The sequence below is a fragment of the Vibrio aphrogenes genome (assembly GCF_002157735.2).
In the GTDB taxonomy this organism is placed as follows: domain Bacteria; phylum Pseudomonadota; class Gammaproteobacteria; order Enterobacterales; family Vibrionaceae; genus Vibrio; species Vibrio aphrogenes.
In genome coordinates this window covers 1,525,274-1,543,168 of record NZ_AP018689.1, presented here as the reverse complement: position 1 = coordinate 1,543,168, position 17,895 = coordinate 1,525,274, and the positions used below count along the sequence as shown (strand labels likewise).

The window sequence follows — 17,895 nt, the reverse complement described above, 5'->3', positions numbered from 1 at the left end:
GCTTATTTAACTTTATTTACATTGCTTTACGCTCATTAAGATTATCTGCTGTTAGAATAATCCTATATAGGTAGATGGAATTCAGATATGAATAAAAAATCGTTTCTGACGGTGGGGATAGCGTTTTCTCTTTTAACTTTTTCTTCCCAATCGTCTTATGCAAACACCCCCGCGATTTCTGTTGGGGCACAAGTTGTCGAGCAGCATGATGTTCAACAAACCTTAACCTTAGTCGCTAAGCTGACGGCACAAGAGTCTGTGGTGATTCGGCCTGAAGTCGCCGGCAAGGTTGATAAAATTTTGGTGCAATCCAATCAAGAAGTGAAAATCAATCAACCGCTATTAATATTGGATACTCAAAAAGCTTACGCAACATTAAATGAAGCTCGAGCGTATTTAAATGATGAAAAACGTAAAGAACGTGAATACGCAAAGTTAGTGAAGCGTAATGCGATCACTCAGACCGAATTGGATGCACAGCGCGCCAGTGTAGATATTGCTCAAGCTCGTTTGGATGCCGCATTGGCCGACCTTTCTTATCTTAATATTAATGCTCCTTTTTCTGGCACGATTGGATTTATCGATTTCAGCCGAGGAAAAACGGTTACCACCAGTGAAGAGCTGTTTACTTTAGATAACCTCAATAGAATGCGTTTGGATCTACAAGTACCAGAAAAGTATTTATCGGAAATTTCACTGGGGATGGAAGTTGAGACTCAAAGCCGAGCTTGGGTAGGAACGAATTTTCCCGGTACGGTTACTCATATTAATACGCGTGTGAATGAGGCGACGTTGAGCGTACCTGTGCGAGTGGATATACCTAACCCAGATCATAAGTTAAAGCCCGGTATGCTGATGTCGGCGACATTGAGCTTCCCCAAAATCCATAAACCCATTATTCCGGTGCAAGCTTTAGAATATTCAGGCACTAAGCGTTTTGTTTATGTGATTGAGAATAACAAAGTGACACGTACAGAAATCACCTTGGGCGCAAGGATTGAAGATCAGATCGTCGTAGAGTCGGGTTTAGCGATCGGTCAGAAGATTGTCACGAAAGGTTTGGTCAATATGCGCGATGGTTTGGCTGTTCAGGTGGTGGAAGAAACCCCTGTAAATTTGCCAACATCAGACCGTAAAGGAGCACAATAATGTGGTTATCTGATGTGTCAGTAAAACGACCGACAGTAGCCATTGTGCTGAGCTTATTGCTCTGTGTCTTTGGTTATGTCTCATTTACTAAACTTGCGGTACGCGAAATGCCGGATATTTCTAATCCGGTGGTAACAGTATCTACCAGCTATGATGGGGCCTCGGCTAGCATCATGGAAAGCCAAATTACCACGGTACTGGAAGATCAGCTTTCAGGGATCAGTGGGGTGGATGATATTACCTCAGTATCACGTAATGGCAGCTCACGTATTACCATCACTTTTGATTTGGGCTATGACCTGACCACCGGAGTAAGTGATGTGCGTGATGCGATTGCGCGTGCTCAGCGTTCGCTACCCGATGAAGCGGACGATCCTATCGTATCGAAAGACAATGGTTCAGGTGAAGCGGCGGTTAATATCAATTTAACCTCGACCAAAATGGATCGCACCCAACTGACCGACTACATCAATCGTGTTCTACTCGACCGCTTCAGCTTGATTTCTGGGGTCAGCTCGATTGATATCAGTGGCGGTTTAGATAAAGTCATGTACGTCAAGCTCGATCCTACCGCGATGGCTGGATTGGGTATTACCACGACAGATATTGCCGATGCCTTGAATCGTGAAAACGTTGAAAATCCCAGTGGTGAAGTACGTAACGATACGACCTCGATGACGGTACGTACGACGCGTAATTATCTGACAGAAGAAGACTTTCAATATTTAGTGATCAGTAAAAGTCGCGATAGCCATCCGATTTACCTCAAAGACGTTGCGCAAATTTATCTAGGGGCGAAAAACGAAAGCTCGATGTACAAAAGTGATGGGGAAGTGGGCGTTAGTATGGGCATCATTACCCAAACCGATGCTAATCCATTAGAGGTGGCGCAACGTGTGCGCAAAGCCGTAGATGATGTGCAAAAGTTTTTACCTGATGGCACCACGCTTAAGATTGAATACGATGCTACGATCTTTATCGAGCAATCCATTAGTGAAGTATACAGCACGCTCTTTATTACTGGTGGCTTGGTGGTATTGGTGTTGTATATTTTCTTAGGGCAAATGCGCGCGACCTTAATTCCTGCGGTTACGGTGCCAGTTTCACTGATTTCAGCATTTATGGCCGCTTATTATTTTGGTTTTTCAGTTAACTTAATTACTTTGTTAGCACTGATCTTAGCCATTGGTTTGGTGGTCGATGATGCGATTGTGGTGGTTGAAAACATTTTCCACCATTTAGAAAAAGGTGAGCCACCCTTACTGGCCGCTTATAAAGGAACTCGAGAAGTTGGCTTCGCGGTTATGGCCACCACTTTAGTCTTGGTGATGGTATTCTTACCGATCTCTTTCATGGATGGCATGGTTGGCCTGCTCTTTACCGAGTTTTCAGTGTTATTAGCTATGTCCGTGTTATTTTCTTCGTTGATTGCCTTAACGTTAACACCGGTATTAGGCAGTAAACTGTTAAAAGCCAATGTGAAACCCAATCGCTTTAATGCGTGTATTGACCAAATGTTCTCTCGGGTTGAGCGTGCGTATCGTCAAGGCGTCACCCAAGCTATTCGATTCCGTTGGTCTGCGCCGATTAGCATTGTGGTTTGTATTGTGGCCAGTGGCGCTTTAATGCAGTTCATTCCTACTCAATTGGCACCGCAGGAAGATAAAGGCGTGTTATTTGCTTTTGTAAAAGGGGCTGATGCGACAAGCTTTAATCGTATGAGTGCCAATATGGATGAAGTGGAAAATCGATTAATTCCGTTACTAGGCAAAGGCATGTTGAAGTCTTTCAGTGTGGATGCTCCAGCATTTGGTGGTCGAGCGGGAGATGAAACTGGCTTTGTGATCATGGTATTAGAAGACTGGGGTAAACGCACAGTCACCGCAAAGCAAGCCTTGGGCATCATTAATAAAACCTTATCGGGGATTCCTGATGTGCGTGTTCGCGCCATGATGCCAGGTTTCCGTGGTGGTTCGGATAACCCTATACAGTTTGTGTTAGGTGGCTCTGACTATAAAGAGTTATTAATTTGGGCGGAGTATCTGCAACACCAAGCGGAAGCAGAAGGGGTGATCACCGGGACCGATTTAGATTACTCAGAAAAAACACCAGAGCTGGTGGTGACTGTTGATAAACAAAGAGCGGCGGAGCTTGGTATTAGTGTCAGTGAGATTGCCGATACGCTTGAAGTGATGCTAGGTGGTAGCAGTGAGACAACCTACCTTGAGCGTGGTGAAGAATACGATGTGTATTTACGAGGCGATGAAAACAGCTTTAACAATGCCGCGGATTTAAGCAAAATTTATTTACGCACAGATGGTGGAGAGCTGATCACCTTAGATACTGTTACCAAAATTGAAGAAATTGCTTCGGCGAACCGCTTATCGCATACCAATAAACAGAAATCGATCACCATCAGTGCAAACTTGACACCAAACTATACCTTGGGTCAGGCTTTAGATTACTTGGATCAGCAAGCGATTGATAACCTACCAAGTGACATTAGTGTGTCTTATTCTGGTGAGTCAAAAGATTTCAAAGAAAACCAATCAAGCGTGATGGTAATTTTTGCACTTGCACTCTTGGTGGCTTATTTAGTGTTAGCGGCACAATTTGAGAGCTTTATTAACCCTATGGTGGTGATGTTCACCGTGCCGATGGGGGTGCTGGGCGGCTTTATTGGTTTGTATGTGATGGGGCAAGGGCTGAATATTTACAGCCAGATCGGCATGATCTTGTTGATTGGCATGGTGACGAAAAACGGTATTTTGATCGTTGAGTTTGCAAACCAATTGCGCGACCGAGGAGTTGAGTTTGAAAAAGCAATTATTGATGCCTCAGCAAGACGTTTGCGGCCGATTTTAATGACGGCGTTCACGACGATTGCCGGATCATTACCATTAATGCTCTCAACGGGGGCGGGCTATGAAAGTCGGGTGGCAGTAGGAACGGTTGTGTTATTTGGAATGAGTTTTGCGACTTTAGTAACGTTGTTTGTGATCCCACAAATGTATCGTTTGATTTCACAACGCACCCATTCACCTGGCCATATCGAAGCCTTGTTGAAGCAGGAAATGGAAAAGGATAAAACCACACGACCAGGGCATGGTTAAAAGCAAAGATAATCTTAAGTCATTAGGGATTAGACTGCTAAGAAAAATAATAACGCGGTACGTTTCACCAATAGAAGAGCGTACCGCGTTTGATTTTAAAAGGGGATATTGACTGATTTGATGATGAGGCAGTAAGCGCTTTTTTAATCTCGCTCAGTTAATCATTTCACATACCGTCAAGATGTCACATTCAGTTAAGGATTAGAATGTACGGCCTAGGCTAATTTGTACGCCTTTATAGTCGTAATCATCATAATCAAACAGCTCACCCATAGTCAGGGCGTAAACGTATTCAGCGCGGAAGAAAAAGTCTGATTTCATGATATTCCATTGAACGCCGCCGGAAAGGTTTAAACCCAGCGTGCTGTCTTTATCATCAGAAAGCCCTAAATCAACAGCACTATCTAATTTCGCATAAGTATAGGTGCCTGATAATTTTGCATACAGTTCAAATGGGCTATTCCCTAATGGGCCAGTTGTGGCTAAGGCTGAAACACCTAATTGATGTGTATCTAGGGTGGCGTTAATGGTATTGGCATTAGTTGCTTGATCATTTTCAGTACCAGAGTAACGGTAGTAGCCTTCAACAGCATAGTGTTTTGAGTAGTAATGGCCGGCACCAATCAGCACGTTGGGTGTTTCGGTCAACTGGCTATCGTTAAGTTTAAGTGTTGCACCATTAGAGAATGTGATTGGGTCTGTGCTCACACCGACTGTACCTGTACCTAAATAAAAGTAATCTTTACCTGTTACATCTGCGGCATGGGCTGAAATGGAAAGTAGAGCTAAAGGGGTAAGCGCAAATAAGCGTAAGGATTTCATAAATAACCTTCAAATAATAAAGATGAAATACATCGCTTAGTCTCATCAGATTCCAGCGAGTATAAAAAAGGCATTATAGTAAAAATAATGCCTTTTCTCTTGATTTAATAAGGATATTTTGAAAATTACCTATTGTTTTTCCATGGGGTTGTTATTTATAAATGAGTAATATTTTTTAATTGTTCTTTATATGGTTCGGTATTGCCAATATTGTTAATTAACCATTCGGAGTTGTAATGACAATTTAAATAACGCTCACCGCTATCACATAATAAGGTCACGATAGAACCCGTTTCTCCACGCTGGATCATCTCGTGTGCAATAGTTAACGCACCATATAAATTAGTGCCAGTAGATGGCCCTGCTTTACGGCCAAGAATTTTTTCTAACCACTGGATGGTTGCCACACTCGCCGCATCAGGGACGGTTCGCATTTCATCGATGACTCCGGGAATAAAACTTGGCTCAACTCTAGGGCGACCAATACCTTCAATTTTACTGCCGGTTTCAATGGTAATATTGGCATCACCGGTTTGGTAATAATCATGAAAGACTGAGTTCTCAGGGTCTACGACACACAATTTTGTGGCGTGTTTTTTATAACGCAGAAAACGGCCAATCGTCGCAGAGGTTCCGCCTGTACCAGCACTCATGACAATCCATGATGGAATCGGGTGAGGTTCGCGGCTCATTTGACAGAAAATACTGTCGGCAATGTTGTTATTACCACGCCAATCAGTTGCACGTTCAGCATAAGTAAACTGGTCCATATAATGACCATTCAACTCTTGCGCTAAGCGATGGGATTCAGCATAAATTTGATCTGAGCGATCAACTAAATGCGCTTCACCGCCATAGAATTCGATTTGTTCTATCTTTTTGGTTGCCGTAGATTTTGGCATAACAGCAATAAAGCGTAACCCTAATAGGCGAGCAAAATACGCTTCAGAAACAGCGGTACTGCCAGACGATGCTTCAATAATGGCGGTTTCAGGGCCAATCCAACCATTTGATAACGCAAACAAAAAGAGTGAGCGGGCTAAGCGGTGTTTTAACGATCCGGTTGGGTGGGTGCTTTCATCTTTAAGGTAAATATCAATCCCTGTGAGATAAGGAAGATCGAGCTTGATTAAATGCGTATCCGCAGAACGTTGAAAGTCGGCTTCAATTTTGTTGATGGCTTGATTAATCCACTGTCTATCGATGCTCATAATAGATGCCTTAAAGAAATGAATAGGATAATTAAGAAGAAATAATTTACCCTTTATCACAGAAAAAGAGTTTGCTTTTTATGTAGTATAATGCCCATATTAAGAAAAAATTTTCTATATAAATGGATTATAAGAGATGGAAATGCTTGTTTTGGATAAAGTGGACAAAAAGCTCCTCAGTTTATTGCAACAAGATAGTGGAATGTCATTGCAAGATTTAGCTGAGCAAGTCAATCTCACCACTACACCATGTTGGAAACGATTAAAGCGCTTAGAAGATCAAGGCGTTATCGATAAACGGGTCGCATTATTGAACCCTGACAAGCTGGGGTTATCTTTTGTAGCCTTCGCCTTGATTAAAACTAATGATCACTCCAATGACTGGTATCAACGGTTTACTGAAACGGTGACAGATTTTCCTGAAGTGATGGAGTTTTATCGGATGGCGGGCGAGTTCGACTATATGATGAAAGTGTTGGTTTCCGATATGAATGCTTATGATGCTTTTTATAAAAAATTAGTGAACAGTGTGGCGGGCATTTCTAACGTGACTTCAACGTTTGCGATGGAGTCGATAAAATACACCACGGCTTTACCAATTAACACGACGCTACCAATGAAATAGTAGCCAAAAAGTGCATCAGGTACTCAAGATGATGTTAACGGTAGGCTGAAAAATAAAAATGCTTCGTACACGGCGATCATTTAGTGTGCGAAGCGTGATTTATGATTATTCAGGGCGAAAACGCATCACACCTTCTTGGATTGCACTGGCGACTAATCGACCTTGTTGATCAAAGATTTCTCCTTTTACCAGACCACGGCCATTACTGCTGGTCGGGCTATCAATCACATAGAGTAACCATTCATCCATTTTAAATGGGCGGTGGAACCACATGGAATGATCGATGGTCGCCACTTGAAACTTAGGGGTAAACAACGAGACTTGATGAGGAAACAATGCCGTGACGAGAAAACCCCAATCGGAAGCATAACCAAGTAAATACTGATGCAAGATTGGATCTTCTGGCAAAGTACCGTTGGCTTTTATCCATAAGTATTGTTTTGCCGGTAAGGTTTGCGGTTTGAATGGGTTGTTGACGATAACCGGGCGAACTTCAATGGGTTTCTCATGGCAGAAAGCTTGTTGCATCGCAGGTGGCATTTTATCTTTCATGGCCATTGCAATCTGTGTTTCTGAAGGGAAGTTCTCAGGTGCTGGCACATCAGGCATTGTCGACTCTTGATGCTCAAGGCCATCAAAGACGCCTTGATACGACGCAGTAAGATAAAAAATCGGTCGGCCATGTTGAATCGCTTTGACGCGACGAGTGGATAAGCTCTTGCCATCTCGGAGCTTTTCAACATCATAAATAATCGGTTGATTGACATCGCCGGGATGTAAAAAATAGCTGTGAAAAGAATGCACCGTTCGGTCTGAATCTACGGTATAACCCGCCGCAGATAAGGCTTGACCAACCACTTGGCCACCATACACTTGTGGTAGCCCTAAATGTTCACATTCACCGCGGAACAAACCAACTTCTAACTTTTCAAGTTGGTGTAAACTAAGTAAATCTTGTAATTGTTTGCTCATCAAACCTCCATATTGTATGGTCGATTATACTCAATTAGTATTAACATGCGAGTTTCACCGAGTATAAAGCGTCTATGATTTAAAATGATAGGCTTTGGTGAACCTTACCTCATAATCATAATTAGGAATAAGCATGAAAAAGTCACTATTGTTCATCTCATCCGTTGTTTTAAGTGTTGCTATGATAGGTTGTACAACCACAGAAACCGAAGCCACAATGTCTTCAACCACGACAACAGAGGCAATGAATATGCAAAGTATCTCAGGCAGTGTAGCTTATCGTCAGCGCATTGCCTTACCTGACCATGCCGTTGTTTCTGTCACCTTGGAAGACATTTCATTAGCGGATAAAGCCGCAGACGTGATTGCAACCGATTCTTTTGTGACAGGTGGTAAGCAAGTGCCATTTAGTTTCAAATTGGACTACGATGCGAATAAAATTTTGCCAAAACATACTTACAATGTGCGTGCAAAAATTACCGTTGATGGCAAATTACGCTTTATCACCGACACGATTACTCCGGTGATCACCGACCAAGCGGAAACACAAACGGTACACTTAATGATGATCGGTGTGAAATAACGTTAAGCAATAAATAGTCAAGAACAATGCATTATTGATTCAACGGTGGTGAGGAATGCCTTCACCACCGTTTTTATTAAATGTGGCTATGAAAAAAACGAGTTATGAAAAATACCAATGATAAAGGGGAGTACGAGATAGAGAAGCGCTTATGGCTGCCACAAATACATCTTCAAGTTGACTTTGCCAGCCTCACTCACGGCCACTCCATCTTGAATTAATAGTTGCTTTTGTCGTTCTAAATCCGCTCCTGTCAAAGAGATTTTTCCTTGGCTATTCAATACTCGAAACCAGGGCAAAGTGGAACCTTCTGGTAAATTTGATAAGAGCCGACCCACTTGCCTTACATAACCTGGGTAGCCCGCCATTGAGGCAATCAGTCCATAACTGGAAATCTTGCCTTTGGGAATTTGCTTTAAAACATAATAAATTTGCTGTTCAAATATGGTCATGAATTAAGGTAAACCTATTTATCGTTCGTTATTAATCGTCATCATCGGTTCTTATTAGAGTCTAAAATGAATGGGTGGGCGTTGTCATTACTGCTATGAATTAAGAGCACAAGATGTAAGCTTGATGAAAAGTTAGGCAAACAAACCAGAGTCAACAGTTTAACCTTGCAATACCGTAAAGCTTTCGCCATAATCACCGCACTCTTAAGTTGCTTCGCAATGAAAGATACAAAATCAATGGAGGCCCTGGTCCTCCCGCAATACTAGTTCGTGAACTTGGTCAGGCCCGGAAGGGAGCAGCCACAGCGGATGATGTGTGTGCCGGGATGTGGCTGGGGCTTCCACCTATCTGATATCTGCAAAATAAGTCTGCATAAATTGCAAAGAAGTTTGCATATTTGCAGGATAAGCCTGCATAGCCTACTTTTAGTTGTAAGTTTACAACAACATGGGTTTTCCCATATTTGATCAAACTGAAAAACCTTCTCATACCTATCGTATTTCAAAGTCATTTTCGGCCATAAAATCGTTTGTTTTTCTAGCTTCAAATTTTCCCCAATAAAATTCAAGTGAAAGACATGCAACTCACTTCGTAATTGCTAATTAAAAGTGAATAATTAGCAATTAACTGTCTGAGGATTTGCTGAAATGATATTAAGTCTATTTGCAGCAAGCTTTTCCTCTGATGCAGACCCGGTTAACGATAAGGCTATTCATCGCTTTGCTTACCCTACTGCCGATACTTGTGTGTTAACGCATATTGTCATGAAGATGGCCGAATCGATGTATAAGCCGGAGGGTCGTTACTATAAAATTGGTGTAGGGTTGATTGATTTGATTAATGGCAAACATACTCAAATAGATTGGTTAAATCCACAACAAGAAAACACCAAATTAATGCAAGTACTTGATGGTTTGAATCAACGCTATGGTACGGATAGCGTGTTTATTGCGGCGCAAGGTATAGAGCAAAAATGGGCAATGAGGCGTGACAGGTTAACACCTCAGTATACGACGAGATGGGGTGATATACCGGTGGTGAGGTGTTAGATTAAATGATATTTGCCCCAAACCTTCTCAGACGCAACTAACTTACCACTTAGTCAGTACTGCAATAGAATAAATTAATCTAATCCCTGTTTTGGGTACTTATACGGAAGGTTTCCGCAGTTCTATCCTGAAACTCTATGTCGATTCACACAACAGGTTGATACCTGTTGAGTTTCATAGTGAATGGCAGCAACATAGACGGAATGCAAATACAGAATAATTCTCTCTATAAATCGTTAACAATCGCAAATAGGTTGATCAATCTAGGTAAAAACAAATGAAACTAAGACTACTAAAAATAAAAAATTTTCGATGTTATCGTGAAGAAATAGCAATAGGTTTTGATGATTTAACAGCTTTAATTGCACGAAACGATACTGGTAAGTCGACAATCCTTGAGGCATTAGATGCTTTTTTCAACTTGGATAAGTTGGAAAGTGGGGATCGTTCTACAGGATTGTCAAATTCAATATCGGTTGAAATAACTTGTGTATTTAAGGATGTTCCACGTGAACTTATAATTGACACTGACAATCAAATTTCACCAGCGCATGAATACCTTCTCAATCAAGACGGTGATTTAGAAATTTGTAAGGTCTATAAGGGAGCTGCATTAAAGTGTGAAGAAATTACTTTAAGTGCGTTACATCCAACTGCAGAAAATTATGATGATTTGTTGAGTCTGACGATCACACAACTTCGAAGGAGAGCAAATGACCTAGGCGTTGACCTATCGCCTGTTAACCAGGCGGTAAAATCTGCAATTAGGCATGCTATATGGACACACGTATCTGATTCTCAACTAAACAAGCAGTTAGTAAGCCTGGATATAAAATCTAGTGTCTGGAAACAACTTCAAAACATACTTCCGTTATATCAGCTTTTTAAAGCTGATAGACCAAGCTCAGATCAAGATGCAGAGGCTCAAGACCCAATTAAGTTTGCAATCAAAGAAGCACTGAAAGATAAAGCTGCCGAACTTGAACTGTTAGAAAGTTATGTCCGTGAGCAAGTAGAAAATGTAACTAGCAAAACGATCGAGAAGCTTCGAGAAATGGACCCTGACTTGGCGAACCAGTTAGACCCGAAGTTTTCATCTTTTAACTGGAGCAAAGTATTTTCTGTTTCACTGACTAACGAAGATCAGATTCCACTCAACAAGCGAGGTAGTGGGGTTCGACGCTTGTTTTTAATCAACTTCTTTAGAGCAAAAGCTGAACAGTTAGCATCAGTACGTGATGTGCAAGATGTAATATTTGCCATTGAAGAGCCAGAAAACTCACAACATCCGAATAACCAGTTGTTGTTGCTAGACGCACTGACAGAGTTGTCTCTGGATCCACAGCATCAAGTTTTGTTTACAACTCACAATCCTGTTTTAGCTGGGCGTATTGATCACGATTGCATTAGATTCATCGATAAAAGTGCGGATGGAACTCGTTACATTGCAGAAAATGACGATACTACTTTTGAGCGAATCAAAGATAGCTTGGGAATGTTTGCAAACCATAATGTTAGGGTGTTTGTAGGTGTTGAGGGTCCTAATGATATTGAATACTTGAAACGTATGTCAGCTATTCTTGCACCTACCGAAGCCGATATCGCAGATTTCGCTGAGGCTGAATGCACTGGAAAGTTAGTGTTTATTCCGATGGGAGGCTCAACACTTGAATTATGGACTAGCCGACTAGAGGGGTTAGACTTGCCTGAAGTACATATCCTTGACCGTGATATAGAACCTCCTGCTAGCGCGAAGTACCAAGATGCAGCCGATAGAGTTAATGCCAGGGGACAACGCTCATTTATTACTAATTCACGAGAAATGGAAAACTACATCCATTACGAGGCAATTAACGAAGCTTTTGAACTCTCGCTGGAAAATAACTATTCTAGCTTTGACGATGTGCCTACTTTAGTTGCTATGGCGGTTCATGAAGCATCTGAATCAACAAGAGAATGGCATGAAATTAATGACAAGAAACGTGGACAGAAAGAAAGCAAAGCCAAGAAAAAGCTAAACCGTGAGGCTATAAGCTGCATGACTCCAGCTCGCCTAACACAAGTCGATCATGCAGATGAAGTAAGGTTATGGCTGCGCGAGATTAGTCAATACGTTCTGTGAGTGTTATCAAACTGTTTAAGAGTGATTCGCAACGCTTGGCGTTCTCGCTATGCGTTGCGTCTTGTGTTCAAGGCGATATACGGGAGATTAGGCATTGTGTTGCTCACACCTTAAATTCTCAAAATAGTGTATTATTTCAGTGGTTTATTTAGGTGCAAAGGTTGTATATGAACAAGTCTTTGACAGACCAAGAACTTGAGTATGTTGCTCAGGTTATAAAGGACAAGATTTTCGTACCTCGTAATCGAAAGCGAGTTACAGTATTTTTGTGTGGTGCAGACATAAAGAATGATAAGACAGCACGCTCTCAAATGGCTGCTGTTTTTTCACATTATCCTCGATATGAATTATTGTATCCTGAGGACTTATTCGATGATTTGCTAGCGGGCCAAGGTCAACATAGCTTGTTGAAGCTTGAGGGAATACTAGCCGATAGTGTCGATGCAATAGTATTATTCCCAGAAAGTCCGGGGTCATTTGCTGAGATCGGAGCCTTTTCCAATAATGAGCAACTTGCTCGAAAAATGGTTGTTCTTTCGAATAAAAGATATAAAAGCAATAAGAGCTTTATTAACTATGGCCCTTATCGATTAATAAAGTCATCAGGCACAGGAAAAGTTATCCATATCAACTACGACCATTTGACTAATCCTGATGAGTATCATCGAATCTATCGCAATGTTAACAACTATATAACTCAAATACGGAGAGAGCATCCCGTAGAAAAGGATGTTGCAAATATACTAGAAGCTGAAAATTTCATTCTTCCTTGCATCTATTTACTTGATAAACTTAATAACGTAATGCTGTCAAAATTGATTGGATTTGCGACCAATCAAGATAAGGTGTTATGTGATATCGCTACCAAGTCATCGCTCGGAAGATTAGCTTTTAAGAAGTACATATCACGAACTGCTACCGGTTACCAAGTAACTCCTTTAGGTGCTGAGTATGTTAGAAATACATTTAATAACAAATACTTGGATAAGGTTAGGATTGAGATATTGAATGCGGAAAATCGTAGGAATGCTAGTGTGTGTTATGATAGAATCGTCTCTGGCGCGCACCCTTAGCGAATGAGCTTACTTAGTTCATTGGATAGCGTTTCGCTATCCTGCATACAATCTGATTCAATGCCGCATGAAAATGTGCAGAGCCAGAATACAGTAGTTTCTGGAACTGCACATTTTCATCCGCGACTTAAGACGTAAGGGTGTGTCGCCACAATGACCTCAAAAAATATATACAGCCTCAAAAATATTGGGCTCCCTGCAATGGCATCTATTGATGATTTTGCGAATGAAGCTCGACTTTCTCCTGGTAAAATTCGTTATCTTTCTGCCACCGCTGAATCTCACTACAGAATCTATCCAATTCCTAAAGTAGGTGGAAAGAGCCGACTTATTTCTCAACCATCTAGAGAACTTAAAGCTGTGCAGGCTTGGATCTTGAGAAATATCTTGGACAAGCTTTCATCATCTCCATGCTCTAAAGGCTTCGAGATTGGAACGTCAATCTTAGATAATGCACGCCCTCATATTGGTTCTAACTATGTATTAACGATAGATCTAGAGGACTTTTTTCCCAACGTTTCAGCATCTAAAGTATTTGGTGTATTTAGTTCTATTGGGTACAACAAAGAACTGTCGATCTTGCTCACCAACTTGTGTACATACAGTGGGGGACTACCTCAAGGCGCTCCAACCTCTCCCAAACTCGCGAATCTAGTATGTGCAAAACTAGATGCTAGAATACAAGGCTATACCGGACCACGAGGTATTGTTTACACTCGTTATGCTGATGATATGACATTTTCTGCTCATACGGCGTCTAAAATTCGAAAAGTTAAACATTTTATCGGTACAATCATCAGCGATGAAGGGTTCAAGATTAATCATAAAAAGACAGCCATATGTGGCACCAAGCGGCAGAAAAAAGTTACTGGTCTCATCCTTTCGGAGAGCAGTGTTGGGATTGGACGTGTGAAACATAGAGAAATTAGAGCAAAGCTTCATCATTTATTTACAGGCAAGTCAGCAGAGTTTTCTCATGTTAATGGGTTACTGTCATACACTTATTCTGTAGATCGACGTTCATATAATAAGTTGTACTCTTACATTGCAGGTTTAAGTAAAAAATACCCTAACTCAAACGCAATTATAGAAATTAGCCCTAAAATCGTATAACAAACTGTTAAGAATGATTCGCATCGCGTGGCTGATCTGTACTGTCAATACTGGGGGCAGTCCAACTTTCCATACCTGTAGTTATCCAAGATTTTCTAATTTAGAAAAGTCACTGGCTCATTTTTGTCCAAAAATTGCTTAAACTGTTTAGTCGAGAAGTAAGATGAAGAAGGTCTTCTGAAAGTAACTTTCTTACAGGATTATGATCGGCATAAACATTATGCAAGCTATCACTTCATTTTTATGCAGACTTTTATTGCAAAATGGTATGTAAGTTACTGATTGGTTCGACTGGTTATGCAGACTTTTAGTTGTAAGTTTACAACAACATGGGTTTTCCCATGTTTGATCAAACTAAAAAAATCTTCTCATACCTATCATATTTCAAAGTCATTTTCGCTCATAAAATCGCTTGCTTTTCTAGCTTCAAATTTTCCCCAATAAAATTCAAGTGAAAGACGTGCAACTCCCTTCGTAATTGCTAATTAAAAGTGAATAATTAGCAATTAACTGTCTGAGTTGTGCCTCATAATAGTATTCTCCCATTTAACGAAGTTAGATGCCCAAAGTGCTGTAAAATGATGGTAATGTTCTGGTTTTAGTTTGAGGTTCCGGCTAAAGATGAGAAAGTAGTTTGGGTTGGTTAATAGTTGAAAACACGCTTATAGCAATGTGTTCTGAGAATGTTATTTTATTTTTTTCATTGTTGCCTTTGTTTTCATTATAAATGTATAAGAAGGTATTGAACGGTCGGATATAAATATCTAATTGTAAGATAAAGATGACTGTGGACTTTTTATCAAGTCATTTAATTGGCGTCAATGGAATGATTCATCAAGGTTTTTAAGAGGGAAGTTATGTTTACATTGGAAGTCGAAGCGGGGTTGGAGCTGGCACTCGTTGAGCCTAAATTAGCATCTAAATACTTTAAAATTGTCTCAAATCAGCGGGATTATTTAAGTGAATGGTTAGCTTGGCCAAGTTATGCGGAAAATGAAGAGTTCTTCCTAGATTTTATTAAGAAATCATTACACGATTATGCTGATGGTAAGTCATTAGTTTGTACGATGATGTTTAAAAATGAGGTGGCAGGTAATATTAGTTTTAATAGTATCAACCACGATTTACAAAAAGTAGAAATTGGTTACTGGCTACGCCGTGATTTACAGGGTATGGGCATTGTCAGTAAGTCTTTATCGATGCTTATAAATTATGCTTTTACGGAATTGAATATGCAGAAAGTTGAAATATCAGCCGCGGTCGATAATCAAGCCAGTCGTAGAGTTTGCGAGCGTTTGGGCTTCCAATTAGAAGGCATTATAACTCGCGCTGAAAATCTAAATGGCCGTATAGTTGACCATGCTGTATATGGCTTAAATCGGACTCATTAGTGTGATTAGTATAAAGCAGGAAACATTCAAAATAATTAACTTGAAATAGCAGGGTAAAAAGCGGCCGTATAAGCCGCTTTACATTATTTGAATGAGTCACTAAGAGTGAGGATTATTTCTTATACATTGATATAGTAGATAAGATTTCCCCGTTGTTACTTAGAGTGCGACGATTCAGAACGCCTTGGTCCCAATTCTTACCTGCTGGGGCATATTCCCAACGGTTAAATTTTATATCGTTGCTATCACAAGTTTCAGCTTGGTTAGGCTGGTCACTATCACACCAACGAATGGTGGTATTTAGCTGAGTTAAAGTTGCCTTACTTTCGTTACCCGCACCATTTGTGGTAAACCACCAGAAATCCATGTCGGCGAGTTCTTCATAAGTTGCCGTTTCTGAAATTTCTTCCGTTTGGCAGTTACCGATGAATTCATCTCCCTCAACAGTCATGCCATTTTCATGGAATGTGATGGTGCTTTTGGCTGTCACATCACAGTTTGGACGCGTTTCCACTGCTTGCCATGTGCCTTTAAAGTCAACGTATCGTTCTGCTGTAGGGCTATCAATCAGATAAGCAAAATTTAATGATTCTGAACGACGACCTTTAGAAATACCACTGGTCGCAAGGCGTTTTTTCACTTCAGTATAAACACCGGTGATAGCATCATAACTGGTGGATAAGTGATCTTTTTGCATTGCCGAACCATCTTGCTTCTCACTGTCATCGTATTCAGTGATATTAAAGCCGGTTAGTTTGGCTTCTGAGCAGTTTGCGTCTGCTAGGCATTCATAAAGGACGCCATAGTCTTTAATGTTTTCCCACTCGTATTTCAGATCCGCTTTTTCCGTAAATTCTGGAAGAAGAAGAGCGAAAGTATAGCGATCATTGAGTTTGTACAAAGGATTGGCTGTATCTAATGGTGCGCCATTACATAAGTGAAGACCATCAGCTTTATCTGGGTTTAAGTATTCGGCGTCAACATCTTCCTCGTCTAGACAGGTAAGGTAATAAGGCGTGTACACTGAGCTTGTCGTCTGAGTATCATTGGAGCCTTTTAAGATGGTTACATGTTGATCATCCAAACGTAAAGTACTATTTGGCATGCCACGAGTAGCATTAAATACATCATCAGGCAGAAGCTTGTCTGCGTAAACATAAAGCTGTGCATCTTTACCGTTATTTTGTGCAGACAGTGTCGATGTAATGATGCGAAGGTACTTGCCTGAGCCTTTTTGCCAATCGGTCAAAGGCTCTTTGCTTCCGCGCTCAAGGTTGGTTAACGAGTCGTTTAGATGAGCGAGTGCTTGTTCTTCTGTTACCCAGTCAGTGAGATTCAGTTCTGATTTAAGAGCAGAGGCTGAGTCTAAATCATGTAGCATGACATTATTCAATGCGCTAATCATGCTAGGACTTGGCGATTTAATGCTGTCAGGAAGGGTAATTGAGCCATTACCTGCATCATCCATGCTTTGTAAGATACGTGCTAGGTTTAAAGCTTTTTGGAAATTACCCGTAGCCTCAAATGGCGAAGTAATAGTTCGAGCGGATGTGTTACCAATTCTTAAGCCATTTTTACCACCTAAGAAGAAAGAAACAGTATCGCCTTCTTCATAATCGTAACGACCTTCTGCATCGGTAAAGCCTGATTTACCACTTGGTTGAGCTTCGTAATACAAGCCTTCGACTGCGGCATCAATAAATTGGCCTTGAGTTGCTGTAGTTTGTTTTACTGGTGTTGACGTATTATCTGAAGAATCACTTCCACAGCCAGAAAGTATCAATGCTGATAAAACTGATGTGGCAATAACTGTGTGTTTGAATGACATAATGTCCCTTGATGATGTAATTAATATCAAAAATTTTCAGGGGGTAACCCCTTGATTTTAATATTATCCTGAAAGTGGATTTAATTTCGAATTGATTTTGTAACTAATCTTTTCTTTTCAATCACTTACAGTTAATTGATTTCTCTTTTATTTGTTTTTATGTTTACTGGTTTAATTTTTTGTAAAGATGCTTGTTTTATAGTGTTTTGTTTTTATGTGGATATTCAGATTTAATGTTAAAAATAATATCAACCTATTGATTAGCAAGGGCACTTTTTGATTTTTGATTTCGGTTGTAATTGTTTTTTAATTGAGCTTATTTTATAGAATGAAGATGTTGCCTTGGAAGGGCGGAGTGAGAAGATGAACATACTTAGAAAAGTGACAATGG

General features: G+C 40.6%; 14 protein-coding genes and 1 other RNA gene. 10 read left to right on the top strand and 5 right to left on the bottom strand.

All coding sequences use genetic code 11. The annotated features are described in order from the left end of the window. The first annotated feature begins 87 nt into the window (after positions 1-87). Together VCA1004_RS06990 and VCA1004_RS06985 are read left to right on the top strand one after the other, a co-directional pair. Positions 88-1,149 (top strand): efflux RND transporter periplasmic adaptor subunit, encoded by a 1,062-nt coding sequence (locus tag VCA1004_RS06990; RefSeq protein ID WP_086983765.1) that lies wholly within the window; start codon positions 88-90, stop codon positions 1,147-1,149. Continuing rightward, positions 1,149-4,262 (top strand): multidrug efflux RND transporter permease subunit, encoded by a 3,114-nt coding sequence (locus VCA1004_RS06985; protein ID WP_086983768.1) that lies wholly within the window; start codon positions 1,149-1,151, stop codon positions 4,260-4,262. The genes VCA1004_RS06990 and VCA1004_RS06985 overlap by 1 nt, the downstream gene beginning before the upstream one ends. A gap of 201 nt (positions 4,263-4,463) precedes the next feature. Here VCA1004_RS06985 and VCA1004_RS06980 read toward each other — a convergent pair whose 3' ends face one another. Together VCA1004_RS06980 and VCA1004_RS06975 are read right to left on the bottom strand one after the other, a co-directional pair. Further along, the gene (locus VCA1004_RS06980) at positions 4,464-5,084 is read right to left on the bottom strand and encodes an outer membrane beta-barrel protein (RefSeq protein WP_086983771.1); all 621 of its coding nucleotides are present in this window, start codon (positions 5,082-5,084) and stop codon (positions 4,464-4,466) included. Between the two features lie 155 nt (positions 5,085-5,239). Further along, positions 5,240-6,295: a PLP-dependent cysteine synthase family protein gene (locus VCA1004_RS06975; RefSeq protein ID WP_086983774.1), complete on the bottom strand. Its 1,056-nt coding sequence runs from the start codon at positions 6,293-6,295 to the stop codon at positions 5,240-5,242. 136 nt (positions 6,296-6,431) lie between these two features. On the opposite strand from VCA1004_RS06975, the gene VCA1004_RS06970 reads away from it, so the two are divergent. Then, a complete protein-coding gene (locus tag VCA1004_RS06970) occupies positions 6,432-6,920 on the top strand; it encodes an Lrp/AsnC family transcriptional regulator (RefSeq protein WP_086983777.1) in 489 nt (162 codons plus the stop codon). A gap of 105 nt (positions 6,921-7,025) precedes the next feature. Here VCA1004_RS06970 and tesB read toward each other — a convergent pair whose 3' ends face one another. Continuing rightward, the gene (tesB, locus tag VCA1004_RS06965) at positions 7,026-7,892 is read right to left on the bottom strand and encodes an acyl-CoA thioesterase II (RefSeq protein ID WP_086983780.1); all 867 of its coding nucleotides are present in this window, start codon (positions 7,890-7,892) and stop codon (positions 7,026-7,028) included. Positions 7,893-8,025: 133 nt separating this feature from the next. On the opposite strand from tesB, the gene VCA1004_RS06960 reads away from it, so the two are divergent. Continuing rightward, positions 8,026-8,475 (top strand): YbaY family lipoprotein, encoded by a 450-nt coding sequence (locus tag VCA1004_RS06960; protein WP_086983782.1) that lies wholly within the window; start codon positions 8,026-8,028, stop codon positions 8,473-8,475. Between the two features lie 149 nt (positions 8,476-8,624). On the opposite strand, the gene VCA1004_RS06955 is transcribed toward VCA1004_RS06960, so the two are convergent. Continuing rightward, positions 8,625-8,927: an MGMT family protein gene (locus tag VCA1004_RS06955; protein WP_086983785.1), complete on the bottom strand. Its 303-nt coding sequence runs from the start codon at positions 8,925-8,927 to the stop codon at positions 8,625-8,627. Between the two features lie 244 nt (positions 8,928-9,171). Between VCA1004_RS06955 and ffs the strand changes: the two genes are divergently transcribed. The 6 genes from ffs (at position 9,172) to VCA1004_RS06920 (ending at position 15,676) form a co-directional block, all read left to right on the top strand. After that, positions 9,172-9,268: signal recognition particle sRNA small type (gene ffs / locus VCA1004_RS06950), an RNA gene on the top strand. Positions 9,269-9,575: 307 nt separating this feature from the next. Then, entirely contained in the window at positions 9,576-9,977 is a 402-nt protein-coding gene (locus VCA1004_RS06945) for a DUF4113 domain-containing protein (protein WP_086983788.1), read from the top strand. Positions 9,978-10,254: 277 nt separating this feature from the next. Beyond that, positions 10,255-12,099, top strand: coding sequence for an ATP-binding protein (locus VCA1004_RS06940; RefSeq protein ID WP_086983791.1), 1,845 nt, complete (start codon positions 10,255-10,257; stop codon positions 12,097-12,099). Between the two features lie 167 nt (positions 12,100-12,266). Next, positions 12,267-13,172 carry a retron St85 family effector protein gene (locus VCA1004_RS06930; RefSeq protein WP_086983797.1) on the top strand — a complete coding sequence of 302 codons (906 nt, stop codon included), beginning with the start codon at positions 12,267-12,269 and terminating at the stop codon, positions 13,170-13,172. A gap of 153 nt (positions 13,173-13,325) precedes the next feature. Next, positions 13,326-14,285: a retron St85 family RNA-directed DNA polymerase gene (locus tag VCA1004_RS06925; protein WP_086983800.1), complete on the top strand. Its 960-nt coding sequence runs from the start codon at positions 13,326-13,328 to the stop codon at positions 14,283-14,285. 857 nt (positions 14,286-15,142) lie between these two features. Next, on the top strand, positions 15,143-15,676 hold the full coding sequence (locus VCA1004_RS06920; protein ID WP_086983802.1) for a GNAT family N-acetyltransferase: 534 nt from the start codon (positions 15,143-15,145) through the stop codon (positions 15,674-15,676). A gap of 112 nt (positions 15,677-15,788) precedes the next feature. Here VCA1004_RS06920 and VCA1004_RS06915 read toward each other — a convergent pair whose 3' ends face one another. Next, the gene (locus VCA1004_RS06915) at positions 15,789-17,504 is read right to left on the bottom strand and encodes a hypothetical protein (RefSeq protein ID WP_086983805.1); all 1,716 of its coding nucleotides are present in this window, start codon (positions 17,502-17,504) and stop codon (positions 15,789-15,791) included. Positions 17,505-17,895: the final 391 nt, after the last annotated feature.